This window comes from Methylophaga thalassica, assembly GCF_030159795.1.
In the GTDB taxonomy this organism is placed as follows: Bacteria; Pseudomonadota; Gammaproteobacteria; order Nitrosococcales; family Methylophagaceae; genus Methylophaga; species Methylophaga thalassica.
Genome location: NZ_BSND01000005.1, coordinates 358,722 through 377,541, shown reverse-complemented (window position 1 = coordinate 377,541; position 18,820 = coordinate 358,722). Strand labels below are relative to the sequence as shown.

Below are 18,820 nucleotides of genomic sequence, written 5' to 3'. Positions count from 1 at the left end.
ACTTAGCATGTTACTGAGACGCCATGCCTCGTAAATTCCTAAAACGCATCATGCCAGATCACAACACGATGCGCGAACATCCACATCTGCGTAAGTTTGGTCAGAGATTAACTGAACCACGTTTATGGCATACCAACCGTCGTTCCATCGCTGGTGGCGTGGCATTAGGTTTGTTTGTCGGATTTATGCCGATTCCTGGGCAGATGTTTGTTGCCGCGGCATTAGCCATACTATTTAGAGTTAATTTGCCGATTTCTGCGATGGGCGTTTGGATTACCAATCCTTTTACCATGGCCCCCATCTTTTTCTATGCTTATAAACTAGGTGCCTGGGTTTTGAACGAACCGATGGGCACACCTGCCTTTAGCCTGACCTGGGAATGGTTTTCACAAGAGTTTTTATCGATTTGGCAGCCCTTACTGCTCGGATGCACAATTTGTGGTGTGATAGCGGCAATAGCGGGCATTATTTTTGTAAGGTTGGGTTGGCGATTAGTTGTTATCCATACCTGGACACAACGTCAGCGCCAACACAAAAATAAATCAGGCTCCGGCAGCTAAGCAGCCGTCAATCAAGGTGAGTTGCTGATCCATTTTGGCTGCAAGCCCGGTATCGTGGGTGACAATCACCAATGCAGTGCCAAAATCCTCATTTAATTTCAAAATAAGATCAAAGATGGCTTGAGCGGTACGATGATCTAAATTACCTGTAGGTTCATCAGCAAGTAAACACGCCGGTTCTGTGATTAAGGCTCTGGCAAGGGCCGCACGCTGACGTTCACCACCGGATAATTCGCTGGGTTTGTGCTGAAAGCGGTGGCTAAGTCCGACTTTATCAAGCAGTTCAGTCGCACGTTGTTGTGCTGATGAGGGTGACATGCCACCAATCACTAACGGCATGGCGACATTTTCGACAGCGGTAAACTCTGGCAGCAAATGGTGAAACTGATACACAAAGCCCAATTGTTGATTTCGCAAGCGACTGGCCGCTTTATTTTTCATAGCATGGATATCATTTCCCTGAACCAGCACCTGACCTTCCGTAGGTGAATCAAGGCCGCCAAGGATATGTAAAAGTGTACTTTTACCCGAGCCAGAACTACCGACAATGGCAATACGGTCGGATCGGTTAACCGTTAAATTAATGTTATTAAGAACATCGGTTTTTAACTGGCCATCAGTAAAGGATTTTGATAACTGGCTGGCAGATAACACTGCTTGATTAGTCATAACGAAGCGCCTCGGCCGGTTTAATCTGTGATGCACGCCATGAAGGGTAAAGCGTGGAAAGAATAGATAATACAAATGCGGTAATAGCAATGACGCTGACATCACTCCATTCCAGCTGTGATGGCAAACTACTGATGTAGTAAACATCAGCAGGCATGAACTGATAGCCAATCAGTTTCTCTAAACTAGCGATTAAAGACTCGATATTCCAGGCCAGCAGCACACCACCGACAACACCCATGGCGGTACCAATTAAACCGATCAAAGTCCCTTGCACCATAAATATGCCCATCACGCTGCCAGGATTCATACCTAAGGTCCGTAATATAGCGATATCCGATTGCTTATCTGTGACCATCATTACTAAGGTTGACACAATATTAAATGCGGCAACGGCCACGATAAGCATCAAGATCACAAACATCACGGTTTTTTCCGTTTTTAATGCACGGAAGAAATTCGCATGTTGGAATGTCCAGTCAGCGGCACGGTAGTTAACAGGGACATCCTGCATTAACTTGCGTAATAGTTGCGGCGCTTTAAACACATCATCGAATTTTAAGCGTAAGCCGGTGACGCGACCGGGTATTTTGAATAATTTGGCGGCATCGTTAATATTCATCACGGCCAGCCCGCTGTCATATTCATACATGCCGATTTCAAAAATACCGACAACAGTCAGACGTTTCAGACGTGGTATCACACCAGCAGGTGTGGGGCTGACATGAGGCGTAATCATGGTGATTTTGTCGCCGGTAGTCACGCCCATGGCTGAGGCTAAGTCTTTACCGAGCACAATGCCGAAGCTGCCATCAGTTAAATCAGCTAATTTACCCTGAATAATTTTATCGCCAATGGTCGAAACGCTCTGTTCCAATTCAGCGTCAATCCCACGAACCAGGGTGCCGCGTACGCGACTTCCTTGACTTAACATGGCCTGACCTTCGACAAAAGGGGCTGAGGCAATCACATCCGGATCATGTTTGATCAGGGTTTGTAAGCCTTGCCAGTCTTTTAATGTGCCATCCTCGCCAGTAATAAAAGCATGAGAAGTCATCCCTAGGATGCGATCTTTCAGTTCTTTCTCAAACCCGTTCATCACTGACAGTACGGTAATTAATGCCGCAACACCCAGAGCCACACCGAGCATGGACGTTAGTGAAATAAAAGAAATGAAATGATTACGACGTTTGGCGCGTGTATAACGCATGCCGATATAGAGACTGAGCGGTCTGAACATAATGTCGCCAATGATGAGAAAAAAGAAAACTGATCCCGCTGAGCAGGATCAGTCCATATTTAGCCTTTTATGATTTCGCGAATACGGTTTTGGTTCCCTCTGGTGAACCCAGTAACAGAACATCCGCTGGACGCATCGCAAATAAACCATTTGTGACCACACCGACGATATCATTCAGGGTTTTTTCTAACTTAATCGGTTCCATGATATCTAAGCCATGCACATCTAGAATCACGTTGCCGTTATCGGTGATAACACCTTCACGGTAAACAGGCTGACCACCTAGCTTGACGATTTCACGGGCGACGTAGCTGCGTGCCATCGGAATCACTTCAACAGGTAAAGGGAATTTACCTAAGACATCGACTAATTTTGAAGCATCAGCAATACAGACAAATTGTTTACTGGCTGCAGCAATGATTTTTTCACGTGTTAATGCGCCGCCACCGCCTTTTACCAGTTCCAGTAAGTGATTCGATTCATCTGCGCCATCGACATAGACTTCAATTTCATTGCAGTCATTTAGATCAAAGACTTTAATGCCGTTAGCTTCTAATTTTTGTGTAGAGGCTTCAGAACTTGATACTGCGCCTTCGATACGATCTTTAATCGTCGCCAGTGCATCAATGAAGTGATTAACTGTCGAACCGGTACCCACACCGACAATACCATCGCCTTTAATATACTCAAGCGCTGCCCACGCAGCTTGTTTTTTCATTTCATCAGCATTCATATGCAGCTTCCTTTGTTTCAAATCACTTAAAAATTATCCCGGCAATTATAGAGATAAATGACGGTCAATGGTAACGTAAGCGATTGCTTAGAAAATGATGGCTGAATTTAGCTGTCTATAACTAAGTCTTTTTTTAAACATAACTGACTGATTTGGGCTGAAATGCTAACTGGATACGTAGAAAAAATTCTTAAAGCTCGTGTTTATGATGTGGCGAATGAAACGCCTCTTGATGTCATGCCTCGTTTATCGAAAAGACTTAACAATACGATTTTACTCAAGCGGGAAGATCTTCAGCCGGTTTTTTCATTTAAATTGCGTGGTGCGTATAACCGCATGAGTCAGCTATCGGCTGATGAACGCGAACGCGGCGTGGTTTGTGCTTCGGCGGGGAATCATGCGCAAGGTGTGGCGCTGGCAGCCAGTAAAATGAATATTCCTGCTTTGATTGTTATGCCGAAAACTACGCCACCCATCAAGGTCGAATCTGTTCGTGCTTATGGCGCTGAAATTAAATTACATGGCAATAGTTATGATGATGCCAGCGCTTATGCCTCAGCTGTTGCCGAGAAAGATGGTCGTACCTTTATTCATCCTTATGATGATCCGGAAGTCATTGCCGGGCAGGGCACGATTGCGATGGAAATTATCCGTCAGCATCCTGAACCCATTCATGCTGTTTTTGTACCCGTTGGTGGTGGCGGTTTAATTTCCGGGGTATCGGCTTATATCAAAGCGTTTTGGCCAGAAATCAAAATCATTGCTGTCGAGCCGGCTGATGCGGCTAGTCTGAAAGCCGCGCTGGAAGCTGATGAACGGGTCAAGCTGGATCAGGTAGGCTTGTTTGCCGATGGCACGGCGGTCAGACAAGTGGGGGTCGAACCCTTCAGAATTTGTCGTGAAACAGTGGATGAAGTCGTCACCGTCAGTAGTGACGAACTATGCGCTGCTATTATGGATATATTCCAGGACACCCGTTCTATTGCTGAGCCATCGGGCGCGCTCGCTGTGGCCGGTGTGAAAAAATATCTAGCACAGAACCCGATGGAAAATCAGCAACTCGTTGCGATTAATAGCGGAGCCAATATTAACTTTGATCGCCTTCGTCATGTTGCTGAGCGTTCTGAGATTGGTGAGCGCAGGGAAGTCTTATTTGCCACCAAAATCGATGAACAGCCGGGTAGTTTCCAGAAATTCTGTAAAACACTGGGTGAGCGTGGCATTACCGAATTTAACTATCGCTATGCAGATGAGCAAAAAGCGCAGGTATTTGTCGGCGTGCGGATGAATGGGCAGGAAGAAGAACGACAGCAGTTATTTTCTCAGCTGGATAATGCTGGCTATGACTGGGTTGATTTCACTGATAATGAAACTGCGAAACTACACGTTCGTTACATGGTGGGAGGGCATGCGCCTCAGATCGATAATGAACGCTTAATTCGATTTGAATTTCCTGAGCGACCTGGCGCTTTACTGCGGTTTCTGACTCGAATTGGTCAGCGCTGGAATATCAGTCTTTTCCATTATCGCAACCATGGTGCTGATTATGGTCGCGTGCTGGTGGGTATTCAGGTTGGAGAAGACTATAAGCAGGAGTTTCAGACGTTTCTGGATACGCTGGGATATACCTACTGGGAAGAAACCGATAACCCGGCTTATGCACTGTTTTTGAAATAAGGGGATATCCGCGGTGATGTCCTTCTATCACCGCGGATATGACAGGATTTATTGATTCAGTTTGATACTGCCACGGACGTTGACGGAAATTTCGTTACTACCTCCGGCTAATGCGGCTGGTGCGCCTTTCATTTGCATATCAGCGGACATCATATTGGCGCGTTCCATCATCGGCATTGGGTTAAATGCATTACCATCAATGGATATAGACACGATTTCATAACCACTGCGATCAAATTCGCTGCTGATAAGTTTCGCTTTATCTTTAAATTTGCTGATCGCCTGTTTGAGCAAGTCGGTTTTCACCTGTTCAGCTCGGTCATCTGACACCATAAACTGCATAGATTGGATATTGGCCAAGGTATTGATATCAGCAATAAATTGGCTCATTTGGTCAAACTGGCGTGTTTCCAGAGTCAGTTGTTGACTGACGCGCCAACTGGCAATTTTGCCATCATCATAGATAGGCTGGGTGGAGTAGTTGGATGTTTCGGCTTTAATGGCGTTGAAATTTTTAACCGCATCCAGAACAAGGGCTGTTTTTTTATTCACCATATTGGTTAATTTGGCTGGATCTTTTCCTTGCTCAAAAACTTGCAAGCGGGTGATGAGTTCATCATTTTCAACGTCCATACTAGCGCTGGTATCAAGGGTCACCATGCCTAGTTGTAGGACGTCTTCAGCAAAACTGAGCGGGCTGATGGCTAAAAGCGAAATGAGTGCCAAAGTTTTTTTCATAGATCCTTCCTTAATTGTATAAAAAATGCTGCGTCTTTTAAGACTAGCTCAAAAGCGTTAAGTTTTGATATATCATGCTTAAAATTCATTCGAGAACTGTGGTGATTAATGTTGAGATTAATTGCCGCTATTTCAGCATAGTTTAAATAATCAGAAATTGAGGAACACAATGAAAGCAGAACAAAAAATCCTGCCTGATGCGACGAGTTTGATTACCGCTGCAGCAGAACATTTTGTCAGCACAGCGCGATCAGCGATTGCAAAAAGAGGTGTTTTTTATGTGGCACTTGCAGGTGGTTCTACGCCGAAAGGCTTATATGAAAAATTAGCGACTTCACCTTATATTGAACAGATTGATTGGGCCCGGGTGCATCTGTTTTTTGGTGATGAGCGTTGTGTGCCTGCCACACATGATGACAGTAATTTTAAGATGGCCCGTCAGGCAATGATCGATTTAATACCCATCCCGGCAGAAAATGTACATCGTATGCCAACAGAAAGTGGTGATGCTGCTGATGTGGCTGTGCGCTACGCTGATACTATGAAAATGGTCATGGATGGTGCGCCGTTTGATTTAGTCTTGTTAGGCTTAGGACCCGATGGACATATTGCTTCATTGTTCCCTGAAACACCGGCTTTAGATGTGACGGATACGCTCACGGCAAGCCTTTATGTGGAAAAATTTGATTCATGGCGAGTGACTATCACCTATCCCGTCATTAATGCCGCGCGTCAGGTAATTGTATTTATTGCCGGTGAAGCCAAAGCGGCGATCGTCAATGATATTACAACTGATGCTGTATCCGGTTTACCAGTACAACGTCTGGCGCCAGAAAATGATTATTACTGGTTTATGGACAAAGCCGCCGCGGGTCAGTAGTGATGTCACATATGCTGGCCGTCGATGTAGGTGGAACAAAAACACTATTTGAGTTATCCGATGCTGATGGCTATGTTTTATCTAAGCTCAGATTAGATAGTCAGCGCTTTGATAGTTTTGATGCGATCCTGGCTGCTTTTATTGAACAGCTGCCACAAGCATATTCGATTGATTCAGCCTGTATTGCGCTTGCAGGCCCGGTCAGCGGTCAGTATGGACAAGTGACAAAATTACCCTGGAAGTTAGATGCCAGCTTGATTGAGAAGCAATTCTCAATCAAGCGTGTCACCCTCTGTAATGATTTTGAAGCGGTGGGTTACGGCATTGCCAGTCTTCAGTCAGCGGATTTTGAAACCATACAAATTGGGGAGCCTAGTGAAATTTCGCCCCGCGTTGTCTTAGGTGCCGGCACCGGACTAGGGCAGGCGATATTGATTCCCGACAATGGTGACTGGCGAGTTTTTCCGACAGAAGGCGGACACGTTGATTTCGCACCATTAGATCGGACGCAACAGCTTTTTCTGGAGCATCTACAACAACGTCATGGTCATGTGTCTTATGACCGTATTGTCTGTGGTAGCGGTCTTGTTAGTCTTTATCATTTCTTACGTGACTATAAACAAATTGACGAAAATAATGCTTTGAGATTAGCCATGGTTAATGGTGATGCGGCATCTGCTATTAGTCAGTTTGCGCTGAAACACAATGACGTTCTAGCAAATGAAGCCTTAGACATGTTTGTAGATATTTATGCGGCACAAGCCGGGAATTTAGCGCTGACAACACTTGCTCGAGGTGGTGTTTATCTGGTTGGCAACATTCTGCTGAAGAATATGGCTAAGTTTAGAGCCCCATCATTTATCAACAGCTTTGCTGAAAAAGGCCGTATGACGACGTTGATGAAGCAGATACCGATCCATATCGTACTTGATGAGGAAGTCGGTCTGAAAGGTGCGCGCTTATTGGCACAAAAAGCCATGTATAATTAAGCTATGAATGAACAAAATAACGATATTTTAGTTGATGTAGAAACGACCTATCTGGATGAAGAGTCAGATCCGGAAAAAGCACGCTATCTATTTGCCTATACCATCACTATCAAAAATCACAGCCAATCATCGGCACGGCTGTTATCGCGTTACTGGAAAATTACCGGTGGCGACGGTCATGAGCAAGAAGTAGAAGGCGATGGTGTCGTAGGACTTCACCCTTATCTCGCCCCTGAACAGGAATTCACCTATACCAGTGCGGCGATGCTAGATACGCCTGTTGGTATGATGCAAGGTCATTACAAAATGATGGGTGATAATGGCGAACGCTTTGAAGTGAATATTCCGGCATTCACCCTGGCTGCGCCACGTAAATTGCACTAAGCCCAAGCTCTGCGTAATGCTGACAAGTCATAATATAGAAAAACTGATCTGGTTGGGATTCGTTTCTATTGCCTTGCTTGTTTCTGCCATAGATCCGGTTGCTGATCGATTGACCTGGTTTATGGAAACCGTGCCGGTCATGGTTGCAATACCTCTATTGCTAGTGACGCATAGACGATTTCCACTGACTATTATTTCAATTCGCGCTATTAGCATCTTTGCTTTTATTCTGATTATTGGCGGTTTTTACACCTATGCAGAAAATCCCTTATTTAACTGGATTCAGGACGAGTTCGACTTAGCCCGTAATCATTATGATCGTCTGGGCCATTTTATTCAGGGTGTTGTACCAGCATTATTAGCTCGTGAAATATTATTACGCGCTTCTCCACTTCAGCGAGGCAAGTGGTTATTTTTTCTGGTCTGCTCTGTAAGTCTGGCTATCAGTGCCTGTTATGAGTTTGTCGAGTGGGCCGCTGCTGTAATTAATGCCCAGGCGGCTGAGGCGTTCCTGGGAACGCAAGGTGATAACTGGGATACACAGTGGGATATGTTCTTAGCCTTAAATGGCAGTATCTTTGCTCAATGCGTTTTTGCTAGAACTCAGGATCGTCAATTAGCCGAACTATTGCACTGATTGTCGGCAAATACCAATCGAGTTTTTACCGCATATTGCACCATTAATCCAGATGGCATTATCTAACTGAACGCCTTCCAGCTTGGCACCATTGATATTGGCCAGGGTTAAATCGGCGTAGGACAAATCTGCATAAGACAAATCGGCATCACCTAAATCTGCTTCTCTTAAGTTTGCACCTTTCAGATCAGCCTTCATTAATAGGGCGTAACTCAAATTCGCCTTACGCAGATCACTATAAGCCAAATCAGCTCCCGATAAGTCACTATTCATCAGGTTAGCATTGCTAAGATTACTAGCACGCATTAACGCCATGGAGAGAGTGGTATTGGTAAGATTTTGGCCTGAAAGCTGACAGTTATTCCAATTGACCTTAGGTGCTGCTGGAGACTGGCAATCAGATTGTGGCGTTGGCAAAGGTGTTGGAAAGCGAATGGCTAAAATACTGACAATGACAAGGACAATTAAAATAGAGATGCTGGGCCAGAATATGTTTTGGTTACGGTTTAAGTAACGATGCATGAGGATTCGACGCAGATATCGTCTTTTCAGCTCTATTTCCGCTTCTTCCTCGCGCCGTTCGCCTTGACGTTGTTGTAATACTGACTCATCGACTACAGTATCTGTTGAATTACGTCGATCCAAGCCTGTACGCTCATCTAAATAGCCTTTTACAGGCTGATCTTTTGAGGGAGCAATAGTGAAATCAACAGAATCAGCAAAGCTATGCCAATGACGACGGTCACGTGAGACCTCATCATCCAAACTAAGCCGCCCTACTTTTAGGTGATTACTAATAACAGAAGCGGTAAACGGGCCTGAAATCTTGCCCTGTTTACGAATATACCATTGTCCATTTTTATGTTTCATTGCCATTGCTCTTAGCAATAACCAGATTGCTATACTAGCATTATGTCGAGTTATATAGTGACTTTATGCAGATAAATAGATCTCAACAAGCGAATACTGAAGTGATTGTAAATGCCTCTACAAAATTAGCGGATGCACTTCCTGTCGGCCAAAAAGTAGAGGCGACAGTGATTGGAAGAGTCAATGCCGAACAGATTAAACTTCAGCTTGGTGATAAGGTGTTTCAGGTCAATACGCAACAAGAGCTGACGCCTGGTCAAAAAGTCACTCTGCAGAAATCTATCGAAGCTGGCCAGCCAGTCATTCAATTAACGCCTGCCTCAGCACAAAAAATCGATATTGAGCCAATGACTTTGGCAACACTATTAAAAGCAGGGCAAGTCATTGCTGCCGATGTTGTCAAAATGCTTGCACAAAATCGCTTATTAGTGGCACCTAAATTTATTACTGATGGGTCGGTAACTCAGCCTCAAGCTAACCAGCTTGCTCAATTAAACAACGCTTTACCTAAGCTAATGGAAATTGATGTTAGTGGTATCAATCAGCTGTTTAAAACAGGCGATAAACTTGCTGTTGAGGTATTAAAAACACTGCCATTATCGGTGAAGATCATGCCGGATGCTGCGACTCGTGAACAGCGGGTGATGAATTACCAGCGAGAATTATTACCATTATTACAGAACCTGATAGCTAAACCGGCGAGCATGAATTTATCGCCAGATACTATGCAATCTCTGCCTGAGCCCGTGCGACAAGCACTAACTGGTTTAATACAAAACCTGGTGGATAAGAGCAGCTTGCAGCAGCCGGAAAAGCTGCAACAAACGATTAATAACAGTGGTGTGTTTTTTGAAAATCAGCTGAAGCAAACGACTGCGGAGACGAATTTACAACAGAACTTGAAAGGGAATTTATTACGATTAGCGGATGTGCTTAGAGCACAATTACAATCCCCATTATTACCTAAATTACTGGATAACCCAGAGTTGATAAAACAACTACCGATCGAGGTGCAAACTGCTATCAGGCAGGTATTATCAACACCGCAGGATATGAGACCTCTGCCAGCACAAATATTGCCAGCTCTGGCAAATCGTGGGCAAACACCAACTCAGCTGTTATTCAGTTTATTGTCAGGATTAACAACAGCAAGCAATACAGATAAAACAGCATCACCCGTGACGACAAGTTCACCACCGGTCACGACTGCACCAGTTGTGAATGTGGCTGCAAATGCGCAACAGGCTGTTACGCGAGCGATTGAGTTTCAAATGATGCGTGATTTATTGCAGGATGTTGAGTCAGTCACTGCGAAAATTCAGTTCAATCAATTGTCGATGGTCCAAGACAATGATCTCAATACCAACGCCAATGTTTGGCTATTTGATCTACCCGTTAAGGAAAAGCAGCAACTGGAAATGTTGCAGATGCGGATTGACCAGCAATATACCGGGAAGAACAAAGATAAGGATTCAGCGATTTGGCAGGTCCAACTCAACCTTGAAACTCAGAATTTAGGTCCTATGCAAGCCAGAATCACACTGCACGCGCTTGATGTGAGTGTGGTGTTATTAGCGGAACGTCAGCAAAGTGCCACATTATTGACAACTTATTTAGAGTATTTAGATGGACGCTTAAATGATATTGGGCTTAATGTCAGTCACCTAAGTTGCAGACAAGGCATTGTAAAGCCTGTAACACCGATTGTGATGACAGAACGAAATGATCACCTGGTGGATATTTCCGTATGAGTAAAAAAGATATTTTGCATGCCATAGCACTTCAATATGATGGTGAGAATGCACCTATTGTCACCGCCACTGGTCAAGGTGATATTGCGGATGAAATTATTCGCATAGCACGCGAACACAATATCCCATTGCGTCAGGATGCGCTGTTGACCGAGTTATTGAGTGAACTCAAACTTGGTGAAGAAATTCCCCCGATACTCTACAGAGCGATTGCCGAGGTTATTGCGTATGCGTATCTGGTGTCAGGAAAAGTTCCTGTAAATAAAAGAGAAAATAAAAACCAAAGCTGAAACTCAGCATTTATATACATAAGCATTTTCTGGAAACATACTCATAAACTTTATAATCAGGATTATAAAAATAACATTAAGTGTTGATTTTAATATATATATCCGATATTGTCGGTGCATGTTTAATTTCTGGTCTACAGAATGTAGCTCCCCTAACTGATGAAAAATAAAATCAAGGAAACGTTGATGCGTGAGATAGCACTTGATCAGAAATCTGATCTACCTGCTAGCATAGCTTCAGTTACAGAACTCCTTGATGCAAAGATCATCATTGGCGGTCGCCATCCAGCCGAAACGGCATTTACAAAAACCTTACTTGAAATCAGTGGTTTTAAACGCATACAAAGTGCGACTGATACTGATGGGGTTATGCTGTTACTGCGGCAGAGTATCCAAAACGACTTATCCGATATCGACTTATTGATTTTAGATAATGATTTACCTGGAATTTCTACCAAAGATATTCGTATGGTGATGGATCAGTTTGATGAATGGCGTTTGATCCCCATTATTTCGTTATGCAGGCAATCTATTTGGGATCATGCTCAGTTACTTACTGATTTAGGCTATGGTGTGACTTCGCTCCTTTACCACCCGATGACAGCTGAATCATTACCTCCAGCGATTATGACGGCATTAGCAATTAAACGAGAGCGTGATAAAACGTTTAAACGACAAACAGAGCTTGAAGATGAACTTGCTAACCTGAAAGTGATGGAAGCACGCTTACAGTTTTCAGTGAATCATGATGATTTAACCGGCCTGGCGAATCGACGACGTCTAGAGAATGCACTGGATATGACCTTGAGTCAGGTGCGTAATTTCATGAGCGTCAGTGCACTTTTTTATATTGATTTAGATAGCTTTAAAGTGCTGAATGACGCCGAGGGACATGAAGCAGGCGATACTTTGCTGGTACAGGTGGCTAACTCGCTGAGGCGTTATTTTAATATTAACGATATTCTGGTGAGGATTGGTTCGGATGAGTTTGCTGTGCTGGTCAACAATACGGATAAAGAAACAGCAATCAAATTAGCTGAAGATCTACGCAATCTTTTTGATGGCTATGATTTTGAACATCATGGTCATCATTATCATCTGTCAGCCAGTATCGGTTTAAAAGTGATTGATGCGGACAATGCCACCACGGTAGGGGAAGTACTGTCACATTCAAATCAGGCTTGTTATACCGCCAAAACTCGCGGACGCAACAGAGTGCATCTTTACAGTCCTGATGACCGAGAAATGCATACCTTGCGTCATAGTGTGGAATGGGCACCACGCATTCGCGCTGCGTTGAAGGAAGGTTTGTTTTTATTAGAGTTCCAACCGATTTATTCACTTGAATCCGAGCAGGTCTCACACTATGAGTGCCTGATTCGTATGCGTGGTGATGGTAACGTTATTTTTTATCCAAAAGAGTTCATTCCTGTTGCTGAAGCAATGGGGTTGATACATCAGATTGATTTCTGGGTCGTGGCGAAAGTCTTTGAGCTGATCGTCAATATGCCAGAAAATCTATCGTTTGCTATCAATCTTTCAGGCAATGTATTTCTGGATGAGAATTTATACAAGTTAGTACGGGATAAGCTGAGTCAGACCAAGATAGATCCGAATCGTATTGTTTTTGAAATTACCGAAACCTACGCCATCTCTAACTTTGAGCAGACAAGAAGAATGGTGTCGGATTTGCGTTCACTGGGATGCCGCTTTGCACTCGATGATTTTGGGGCAGGCTTTAATTCGTATAGTTATTTAAAACATTTCCCTGTCGACATTTTGAAAATTGACGGCGGATTTATTACTGATTTGGATAACGACCCGGTTGATCAGCAATTAGTGAAATCGATGATCGATATTGCTCATAGCCTTGGTAAAAAGACGGTGGCGGAGTTTGTCGAGAGAAGAAGTACCTTAGAATTGTTAAAGAGTTATGGTGTTGATATGGTTCAAGGCTTTTTAGTCGGTAAACCCAACGCCAAAATACCGAAACCAAAAGATTAATGTACATTACGCTGTCCATGTAATGTGGTAATCAGATGAGCCTCTTCATCGCTTAAATTACAGTTATTTATCAGCTGTTGAATATCCGCCCCTTTCTTAGCTAAACGAATCGCATGGTCGTAACCCGGTTGATGATTGGCACTGAGGTCGAGGCTGCGTTGATGATCACGCAGTTTACTAAGTGTTTGCTCGAACTTATGGATACGATCATCAGTACCAGCAGCACCCGAGCATAAGGCAGTGATTTGATTTTGAAGATCATGAATACGTTTAGTTTGCAATTGATACAGTTTCAGCAGACGCATGGTAGCGAGGCCAATGACCAGAAATACGGCACTCATCACGGTAAATACGACGAAAATAGTCATGGTTTTACTCCCCAGACAACTGTCTGAACTTAAACGTACTCATCAATAAACTCGCCCTTATCATCTTCTTTTGGACGCGGTTTCTCTTCTTCTTCAGTCGTCTCTTGTTTCTTCTTGTGCTGATCCTGTTGCGCCGGTTTATCTTCATCTGAGACAGGATGAATAACAGGCAAGGGCGTGGTCGGCTGGATAGGATTAATATCATCAGCCATTGACTTTATCCCTTAAAAACCAGAAATGTCAGCAATCTCTTCATCGTTTAATAATTTATTGACGTCGACCAGAATCAACAAATATTTATCACGTTTGCAGACCCCTTGAATAAAGCGTGAACTGTCATCACTGACATTAGGTGCAGTATCAATTTCTGACTGTCGTAAATAAACGACTTCTGCCACACAGTCGACCAACATACCAATAACATGGCCAGAGACTTCTACGATAATAATTCGAGCCCGATCATCAGGTTCAATCGCGTTTAAACCAAAACGCATTCGGGTATCGATGACGGTCACTACATTGCCACGTAAGTTAATAATACCCAGTACATAAGAAGGCGCGCCTGGTACCGGCGCAATTTCAGTCATGCGTAATACTTCCTGCACCTGCATGACGTTAATACCATAGTATTCGTCTTCGAGTTGATACGTCACCCACTGTAAAATCGGGTTTTCGTTACTGTTATCTTTCTCGCTCATGTTTTATGACCTTCTGATATGGCTGTCATTTTTATGACAGCGAGCTGCTGATAAAGGATATGCAGACATCATGCCAGTTAACATCACTCTAAGGCATTAATGATGGCAGAGATATCCAAAATACTGTGCATTGTTTCGCTCAGTACGCCTGTAAACCATGGCCGCTGACTTGTATCATGGCGCCAGTTAATGTCGCCACTGTTTTTATTGATAATTTGCTCAATGTTATCGCATGCGATACCAGTGCGTCTGTCATTGACCAGAAGTATATAGTTTGCTTGTAATGCTGTTTCTTTATTGGGGGTATGTAGTAGCGTTCTGATATCAATGACATTAGTATTTTGACCATTGTCACTGAAAAGACCGACTTCCCATGATTTACGTCCAGGAATTTGACTCAGCCCCTGCGTTGGCCAGCGAATAATTTTATCAAGCGAATCAACTTTGATAGCGACTTTCATACCACCGATATCACACAATAATATTTTGAGAACAATATTCGGTATTTGTCGCTTGTCTGCTGTCGTTTCTGTTGCGGCATCAGATTGGAGGGACTCTTCTACTATCGATTCTGTTTCGCTGCTCACGTCTTGAGGCTGTATGTCATCCTCGTTTTCTGGCGTCGGTGTCGATACCAGCGCGTTGGCTGGAACGACAATATCTTCATCAGACTGGATAATATCCTCTGTTGGAAATATGACAGTCTGTTTCAATGCGGGTTTGGTTATTGGTGGTTCTGAATGGCTTACAGCAGCATCGCTCGCGGTCTGCTCTGAATCCAATAACATATCATTGAAGTAAGCGGATAACGCATCCCGCTGTTCATAAATTTTTTTCTTAGCCATTGGAAACATTCACCTCTGGCTCATTTAACATATTCAACAATTGTTTATAGGCTCTTGTGCCTGCGCTATCGGGTGACATTTCTGGTAAAGGCAGCCCAAGCTTACTGGCTTCACGAAAGCCGATATCGACAGGAACAAAACTTTGCCAGACATTATCACCATAGCGTTTATGAAGTTCTGCCAGACAGTCTATAGCTGCTTTTGTTCGGCCATCATGCATGGTCGGAACAATAAAATAGGGCAGGGCGCTTCGTCGTGAATGATTAATCATCGACACGGTGTGCAACATATGCTCAAGACCTTTGAGCGATAAAAACTCAGTCTGGACCGGAATAATCAGTTTATCGCAGGCTGCCAGCGCGTTGATCATTAACACCCCAAGCATTGGCGGGCAGTCAATAAGCACGTGTTTAAAGCGATCTTTGAAAAAGCTTAATGTTTTACGAATCACTAAGCCTTTCCCTTGTTGAGCACCTAACTGTCGGTCCAGTGTTGCCATCGCGGTGGAGGCGGGTAATAAGAAAATATTATCGTGACGAGTTTTTTTCAGACTTTTTAAAATGGCTTCTTTGGGAGTGTTGTCTAATTGCTGAAATAAGGTGTAAATACTGGTTTCAATGCTGTCAGGATCATAACCGAGATAGGTTGTCAGTGAGCCATGAGGATCAAGATCGAGCATCAGCACGGGCTCACCTTTCTGAGCAAGTAGGCTGGCAAGCGACACTACTGTTGTCGTTTTTGCGACCCCGCCTTTCTGATTACATACTGCCCAGACAGCCATGATTATTGTTCACCTGTATTATTTTGGCCAGACTGGCTTGTGTCAGAATTAACGGGGATTGACGATCTGGATGAAGGGGAGCCTGTGCTTGCATCATGGAAAACATTGATATCCCGACGGCTCATATCATTACCCAACACAACCAACACCACCCGGCGGTTTTTCTGCCGTCCTGCTTCAGTATCATTACTTGCAATCGGTTTATACTCGCCATAGCCGATAGCTGACATACGGTCAGGTTGAATACCGTACCTGTCCAATAAATGGACAACACTGGCAGCACGTGCAGCCGATAATTCCCAGTTAGATGGAAAACGTGGCGTATTAATGGGGTTATTATCAGTAAATCCTTCAACCTGAATAGGATTAGCTGATTTTTGAAGGATACTAGCTATCTCCCCCAGAACAGGTATAGCAGGGCGGGCCAGCCTAGCTTCACCACTTTCAAATAACACTCGTGACTTTATTTCCAGTTCTAGCCAGTCTTCACCTTGTTTTATCATGACATCGTCAGATTTAATCCAATCGGATAATGCGGAGCTGAATTGTTTGGATAGATCATTGATGGTACGGATATCATTATCTGTCGCTTTAGGTGGAAAGTTGGAAACAACCTCAGGTAGAGGCGTTTCCGGCACTACTGGGGCGAGAGGTTCAATCACTATCTCACCTTTTCCCCGACTGATTTCACCAATTTGTATTGGATCTTTACTACGAACAGGTTCTGAGAATACCGCTTCCAGAGTATCGGACAGCACACGGTATTTACCTTCATTGACGGAAGAGATCGAGTACATCACGACAAAAAAAGCAAATAAAAGGGTGATAAAGTCAGCATAGGAGACCAGCCAACGTTCGTGATTTTCATGTTCTTCATGTCTGTTTCGACGAGCCATAGAGCATCACTCAGTTTAAATAGGCCTGAAGGCGACTTTCGATATTTCTTGGGTTGTCACCATCAGCTACACCAATTAACCCTTCAATCAACATCATTTGAAGACGACTACGCTTATTAATCAACGCTTTTAGCTTATTACCGATTGGCAGGAATAATAGGTTGGCAAGACCCACACCATAAATTGTAGCGACAAAGGCAACAGCAATACCTGAACCCAGTGAGGCAGGATCTGCCAGATTTCCCATCACATGAATGAGTCCCATCACAGCGCCAATAATACCAATAGTGGGTGAGTATCCACCCATGGCTTCGAACACTTTGGCTGCCTGAAAATCATCTGATTCCTGAATATCCAGATCATTTTCCAGTACCTCTCTGAGTACTTCCGGTTCAATGCCATCAGCAATCAATTGCAGGCCTTTTTGCGTGAAAAGATCGGTCTCTTCAATCGCCATAGATTCCAGTCTGATGAGTCCTTCTCGTCGTGCAACCTGATTCCATTCCAGTATTTTTTCTAATTGCAGGCGAGGTGATAACTTGGGTGGTTTGATGATCCATAAAGACATTCGCATGGCACGCAGAAATGTACTCATTGGCGTTTGTAGCATGACTGCACCAAGCGTGCCGCCCATCACAATCAACAGGGCGACAGCGTTCATAATGGTGTCAATATGACCGCCTTCAAGATACTGGCCTATCAGTATGGCCCCAAAACCAATAATGAGTCCGAGGATACTCAAAATATCCATATCAACTCAGTTCCGCCAGTTGTCGACCAATGTCGTTGATATCGAGAATTTTGTCAGCCAGGCCAGCTTTAGCGACAGCCATTGGCATGCCATAAATCGTACTGCTTTGTTGATCCTGAGCCCATACGGTGCCAGTTCTTTTCTTGATATTTTCACAGCCATTACGACCATCACTACCCATACCCGTCAAGATAACAGCTAAGGTTTTGGCTCCACATATATTGGCAATAGAATCAAATGTCAGATCCACACAGGGTTTGTAGGTCTCATTAGCGTCACCTGCTTCGATACTGACATAGAGATGATTTGGGCGGCCTTTAAGTAACATTTGTTGGCCGCCAGGTGCCAGATAGGCTGTACCCGCTTGCAACACTTCACCATTTTCTGCCTGTTTTACCCGAATTGCACATTGTGTATTCAAGCGTTCTGCAAATGAGGGTGTAAATGTGGCCGGCATGTGCTGAATTAATAAAATAGGACAAGGAAAATTCGCCGGCAATTGTGTTAATACTTTTTGTAGAGCAACCGGGCCACCTGTCGAGGTACCGATGGCAACCAGCTCAGGTGTCGTATTTGAGGACTTATCAGCTTTCACTGGAACAGATACTTGGCTTTTGACTATTCTGTTCGCCGCTGATAAATCTGAGTGATTGGCGTGAAAGCCACTGGACAGTTGATATATTCGCTGGCAAAGCTTGCGTTGAGCTTCAACTTTATCACTCGATAAATCTTCAAAACGCTTTGGTAAAAAATCTGTCGCACCGGCTTCCAGTGCATCCAGCGTCGATTTCGCTCCTTCCGTGGTCCAGGTCGACAACATAAGGACGGGTGTATTACGGATTGCTTTTATTTTACGTACGGCGGTAATGCCATCCATCACCGGCATTTCTAAGTCCATTGTGACCACATCGGGATGGTGACGTTGTACTTCCCTGATAGCTTCTTCGCCATTACTGGCAGTGGCAATGACTTGAAGTCGCGGATCGGTTGCTATGATTTCAGCAAGACGTTTACGGAAAAAACTTGAGTCATCGACTATCAGAACCTTAACCGTCACAC

General features: G+C 44.0%; 22 protein-coding genes. 9 read left to right on the top strand and 13 right to left on the bottom strand.

Translation table 11 applies throughout. The annotated features are described in order from the left end of the window. The first annotated feature begins 23 nt into the window (after positions 1-23). Complete coding sequence (locus tag QQL60_RS09005) at positions 24-560, top strand: DUF2062 domain-containing protein (RefSeq protein ID WP_273179775.1); 537 nt, start codon at positions 24-26, stop codon at positions 558-560. Here QQL60_RS09005 and lolD read toward each other — a convergent pair. The 3 genes from lolD to rpiA all read right to left on the bottom strand — a co-directional run bounded on the left by lolD (position 543) and on the right by rpiA (position 3,202). Beyond that, entirely contained in the window at positions 543-1,229 is a 687-nt protein-coding gene (gene lolD, locus QQL60_RS09000; protein WP_284723106.1) for a lipoprotein-releasing ABC transporter ATP-binding protein LolD, read from the bottom strand. The genes QQL60_RS09005 and lolD overlap by 18 nt on opposite strands. Beyond that, positions 1,222-2,469, bottom strand: a complete 1,248-nt coding sequence (locus QQL60_RS08995; RefSeq protein WP_273179780.1) for a lipoprotein-releasing ABC transporter permease subunit — start codon at positions 2,467-2,469, stop codon at positions 1,222-1,224. Before QQL60_RS08995 ends, lolD begins: the two co-directional genes overlap by 8 nt. 67 nt (positions 2,470-2,536) lie before the next feature. Beyond that, a complete protein-coding gene (gene rpiA / locus QQL60_RS08990) occupies positions 2,537-3,202 on the bottom strand; it encodes a ribose-5-phosphate isomerase RpiA (RefSeq protein ID WP_273179782.1) in 666 nt (221 codons plus the stop codon). A gap of 162 nt (positions 3,203-3,364) precedes the next feature. Between rpiA and ilvA the strand changes: the two genes are divergently transcribed. Next, positions 3,365-4,879, top strand: a complete 1,515-nt coding sequence (gene ilvA / locus QQL60_RS08985; RefSeq protein WP_284723105.1) for a threonine ammonia-lyase, biosynthetic — start codon at positions 3,365-3,367, stop codon at positions 4,877-4,879. A gap of 48 nt (positions 4,880-4,927) precedes the next feature. Here the strand turns inward: ilvA and QQL60_RS08980 are convergent, their stop codons facing one another. Next, on the bottom strand, positions 4,928-5,617 hold the full coding sequence (locus tag QQL60_RS08980) for an SIMPL domain-containing protein (RefSeq protein WP_284723104.1): 690 nt from the start codon (positions 5,615-5,617) through the stop codon (positions 4,928-4,930). Positions 5,618-5,786: 169 nt separating this feature from the next. Here QQL60_RS08980 and pgl point away from each other — a divergent pair, with 169 nt between their 5' ends. From pgl to QQL60_RS08960, 4 genes are read left to right on the top strand one after another with little or no spacing between them, the layout of a single operon-like run. Next, positions 5,787-6,497 (top strand): 6-phosphogluconolactonase, encoded by a 711-nt coding sequence (gene pgl / locus QQL60_RS08975; protein ID WP_284723103.1) that lies wholly within the window; start codon positions 5,787-5,789, stop codon positions 6,495-6,497. A gap of 2 nt (positions 6,498-6,499) precedes the next feature. Continuing rightward, positions 6,500-7,486 (top strand): glucokinase, encoded by a 987-nt coding sequence (glk, locus tag QQL60_RS08970; RefSeq protein WP_284723102.1) that lies wholly within the window; start codon positions 6,500-6,502, stop codon positions 7,484-7,486. A 3-nt stretch (positions 7,487-7,489) separates the two neighbouring features. After that, positions 7,490-7,870 carry a Co2+/Mg2+ efflux protein ApaG gene (apaG, locus tag QQL60_RS08965; RefSeq protein WP_007146665.1) on the top strand — a complete coding sequence of 127 codons (381 nt, stop codon included), beginning with the start codon at positions 7,490-7,492 and terminating at the stop codon, positions 7,868-7,870. Positions 7,871-7,886: 16 nt separating this feature from the next. Beyond that, positions 7,887-8,507, top strand: a complete 621-nt coding sequence (locus QQL60_RS08960; RefSeq protein ID WP_284723101.1) for a DUF2238 domain-containing protein — start codon at positions 7,887-7,889, stop codon at positions 8,505-8,507. On the opposite strand, the gene QQL60_RS08955 is transcribed toward QQL60_RS08960, so the two are convergent. Then, positions 8,496-9,377 (bottom strand): pentapeptide repeat-containing protein, encoded by an 882-nt coding sequence (locus tag QQL60_RS08955; RefSeq protein ID WP_284723100.1) that lies wholly within the window; start codon positions 9,375-9,377, stop codon positions 8,496-8,498. The two genes, QQL60_RS08960 and QQL60_RS08955, sit on opposite strands and share 12 nt — an antisense overlap. 65 nt (positions 9,378-9,442) lie before the next feature. On the opposite strand from QQL60_RS08955, the gene fliK reads away from it, so the two are divergent. The 3 genes from fliK to QQL60_RS08940 all read left to right on the top strand — a co-directional run bounded on the left by fliK (position 9,443) and on the right by QQL60_RS08940 (position 13,422). Further along, a complete protein-coding gene (fliK, locus tag QQL60_RS08950; RefSeq protein WP_284723099.1) occupies positions 9,443-11,128 on the top strand; it encodes a flagellar hook-length control protein FliK in 1,686 nt (561 codons plus the stop codon). Next, positions 11,125-11,418, top strand: a complete 294-nt coding sequence (locus QQL60_RS08945; RefSeq protein WP_007146661.1) for an EscU/YscU/HrcU family type III secretion system export apparatus switch protein — start codon at positions 11,125-11,127, stop codon at positions 11,416-11,418. Before fliK ends, QQL60_RS08945 begins: the two co-directional genes overlap by 4 nt. 186 nt (positions 11,419-11,604) lie before the next feature. After that, entirely contained in the window at positions 11,605-13,422 is a 1,818-nt protein-coding gene (locus QQL60_RS08940; protein ID WP_007146660.1) for a putative bifunctional diguanylate cyclase/phosphodiesterase, read from the top strand. Here the strand turns inward: QQL60_RS08940 and QQL60_RS08935 are convergent. The 8 genes from QQL60_RS08935 to QQL60_RS08900 form a co-directional block, all read right to left on the bottom strand. Beyond that, the gene (locus QQL60_RS08935) at positions 13,419-13,790 is read right to left on the bottom strand and encodes a DUF2802 domain-containing protein (RefSeq protein ID WP_007146659.1); all 372 of its coding nucleotides are present in this window, start codon (positions 13,788-13,790) and stop codon (positions 13,419-13,421) included. The two genes, QQL60_RS08940 and QQL60_RS08935, sit on opposite strands and share 4 nt — an antisense overlap. 29 nt (positions 13,791-13,819) lie before the next feature. Then, a complete protein-coding gene (locus QQL60_RS08930; protein WP_273179807.1) occupies positions 13,820-14,002 on the bottom strand; it encodes a hypothetical protein in 183 nt (60 codons plus the stop codon). A 12-nt stretch (positions 14,003-14,014) separates the two neighbouring features. Continuing rightward, on the bottom strand, positions 14,015-14,488 hold the full coding sequence (locus tag QQL60_RS08925; RefSeq protein ID WP_007146657.1) for a chemotaxis protein CheW: 474 nt from the start codon (positions 14,486-14,488) through the stop codon (positions 14,015-14,017). 83 nt (positions 14,489-14,571) lie between these two features. Beyond that, a complete protein-coding gene (locus QQL60_RS08920) occupies positions 14,572-15,333 on the bottom strand; it encodes a chemotaxis protein CheW (RefSeq protein WP_284723098.1) in 762 nt (253 codons plus the stop codon). Next, a complete protein-coding gene (locus QQL60_RS08915; protein ID WP_007146655.1) occupies positions 15,326-16,114 on the bottom strand; it encodes a ParA family protein in 789 nt (262 codons plus the stop codon). Before QQL60_RS08915 ends, QQL60_RS08920 begins: the two co-directional genes overlap by 8 nt. A gap of 2 nt (positions 16,115-16,116) precedes the next feature. Next, positions 16,117-17,010 carry a flagellar motor protein MotD gene (gene motD / locus QQL60_RS08910; RefSeq protein ID WP_007146654.1) on the bottom strand — a complete coding sequence of 298 codons (894 nt, stop codon included), beginning with the start codon at positions 17,008-17,010 and terminating at the stop codon, positions 16,117-16,119. A gap of 10 nt (positions 17,011-17,020) precedes the next feature. Next, entirely contained in the window at positions 17,021-17,761 is a 741-nt protein-coding gene (locus tag QQL60_RS08905) for a flagellar motor protein (protein WP_273179812.1), read from the bottom strand. 1 nt (position 17,762) lies between these two features. Next, positions 17,763-18,818 carry a protein-glutamate methylesterase/protein-glutamine glutaminase gene (locus QQL60_RS08900; RefSeq protein ID WP_007146652.1) on the bottom strand — a complete coding sequence of 352 codons (1,056 nt, stop codon included), beginning with the start codon at positions 18,816-18,818 and terminating at the stop codon, positions 17,763-17,765. Positions 18,819-18,820 lie beyond the last annotated feature (2 nt).

Coding starts and splice junctions, on each gene's coding strand:
- pgl (WP_284723103.1), top strand. CDS start 5,787: ATGAAAGCAGAACAAAAAATCCTGCCTGATGCGACGAGTTTGATTACC.
- QQL60_RS08930 (WP_273179807.1), bottom strand. CDS start 14,002: ATGGCTGATGATATTAATCCTATCCAGCCGACCACGCCCTTGCCTGTT.
- QQL60_RS08915 (WP_007146655.1), bottom strand. CDS start 16,114: ATGGCTGTCTGGGCAGTATGTAATCAGAAAGGCGGGGTCGCAAAAACG.
- QQL60_RS08905 (WP_273179812.1), bottom strand. CDS start 17,761: ATGGATATTTTGAGTATCCTCGGACTCATTATTGGTTTTGGGGCCATA.
- rpiA (WP_273179782.1), bottom strand. CDS start 3,202: ATGAATGCTGATGAAATGAAAAAACAAGCTGCGTGGGCAGCGCTTGAG.
- motD (WP_007146654.1), bottom strand. CDS start 17,010: ATGGCTCGTCGAAACAGACATGAAGAACATGAAAATCACGAACGTTGG.
- apaG (WP_007146665.1), top strand. CDS start 7,490: ATGAATGAACAAAATAACGATATTTTAGTTGATGTAGAAACGACCTAT.
- lolD (WP_284723106.1), bottom strand. CDS start 1,229: ATGACTAATCAAGCAGTGTTATCTGCCAGCCAGTTATCAAAATCCTTT.
- QQL60_RS08995 (WP_273179780.1), bottom strand. CDS start 2,469: ATGTTCAGACCGCTCAGTCTCTATATCGGCATGCGTTATACACGCGCC.
- QQL60_RS08925 (WP_007146657.1), bottom strand. CDS start 14,488: ATGAGCGAGAAAGATAACAGTAACGAAAACCCGATTTTACAGTGGGTG.
- QQL60_RS08955 (WP_284723100.1), bottom strand. CDS start 9,377: ATGAAACATAAAAATGGACAATGGTATATTCGTAAACAGGGCAAGATT.
- ilvA (WP_284723105.1), top strand. CDS start 3,365: ATGCTAACTGGATACGTAGAAAAAATTCTTAAAGCTCGTGTTTATGAT.
- QQL60_RS08960 (WP_284723101.1), top strand. CDS start 7,887: ATGCTGACAAGTCATAATATAGAAAAACTGATCTGGTTGGGATTCGTT.
- QQL60_RS08945 (WP_007146661.1), top strand. CDS start 11,125: ATGAGTAAAAAAGATATTTTGCATGCCATAGCACTTCAATATGATGGT.
- fliK (WP_284723099.1), top strand. CDS start 9,443: ATGCAGATAAATAGATCTCAACAAGCGAATACTGAAGTGATTGTAAAT.
- QQL60_RS09005 (WP_273179775.1), top strand. CDS start 24: ATGCCTCGTAAATTCCTAAAACGCATCATGCCAGATCACAACACGATG.
- QQL60_RS08920 (WP_284723098.1), bottom strand. CDS start 15,333: ATGGCTAAGAAAAAAATTTATGAACAGCGGGATGCGTTATCCGCTTAC.
- QQL60_RS08940 (WP_007146660.1), top strand. CDS start 11,605: ATGCGTGAGATAGCACTTGATCAGAAATCTGATCTACCTGCTAGCATA.
- QQL60_RS08935 (WP_007146659.1), bottom strand. CDS start 13,790: ATGACTATTTTCGTCGTATTTACCGTGATGAGTGCCGTATTTCTGGTC.
- glk (WP_284723102.1), top strand. CDS start 6,500: ATGTCACATATGCTGGCCGTCGATGTAGGTGGAACAAAAACACTATTT.
- QQL60_RS08980 (WP_284723104.1), bottom strand. CDS start 5,617: ATGAAAAAAACTTTGGCACTCATTTCGCTTTTAGCCATCAGCCCGCTC.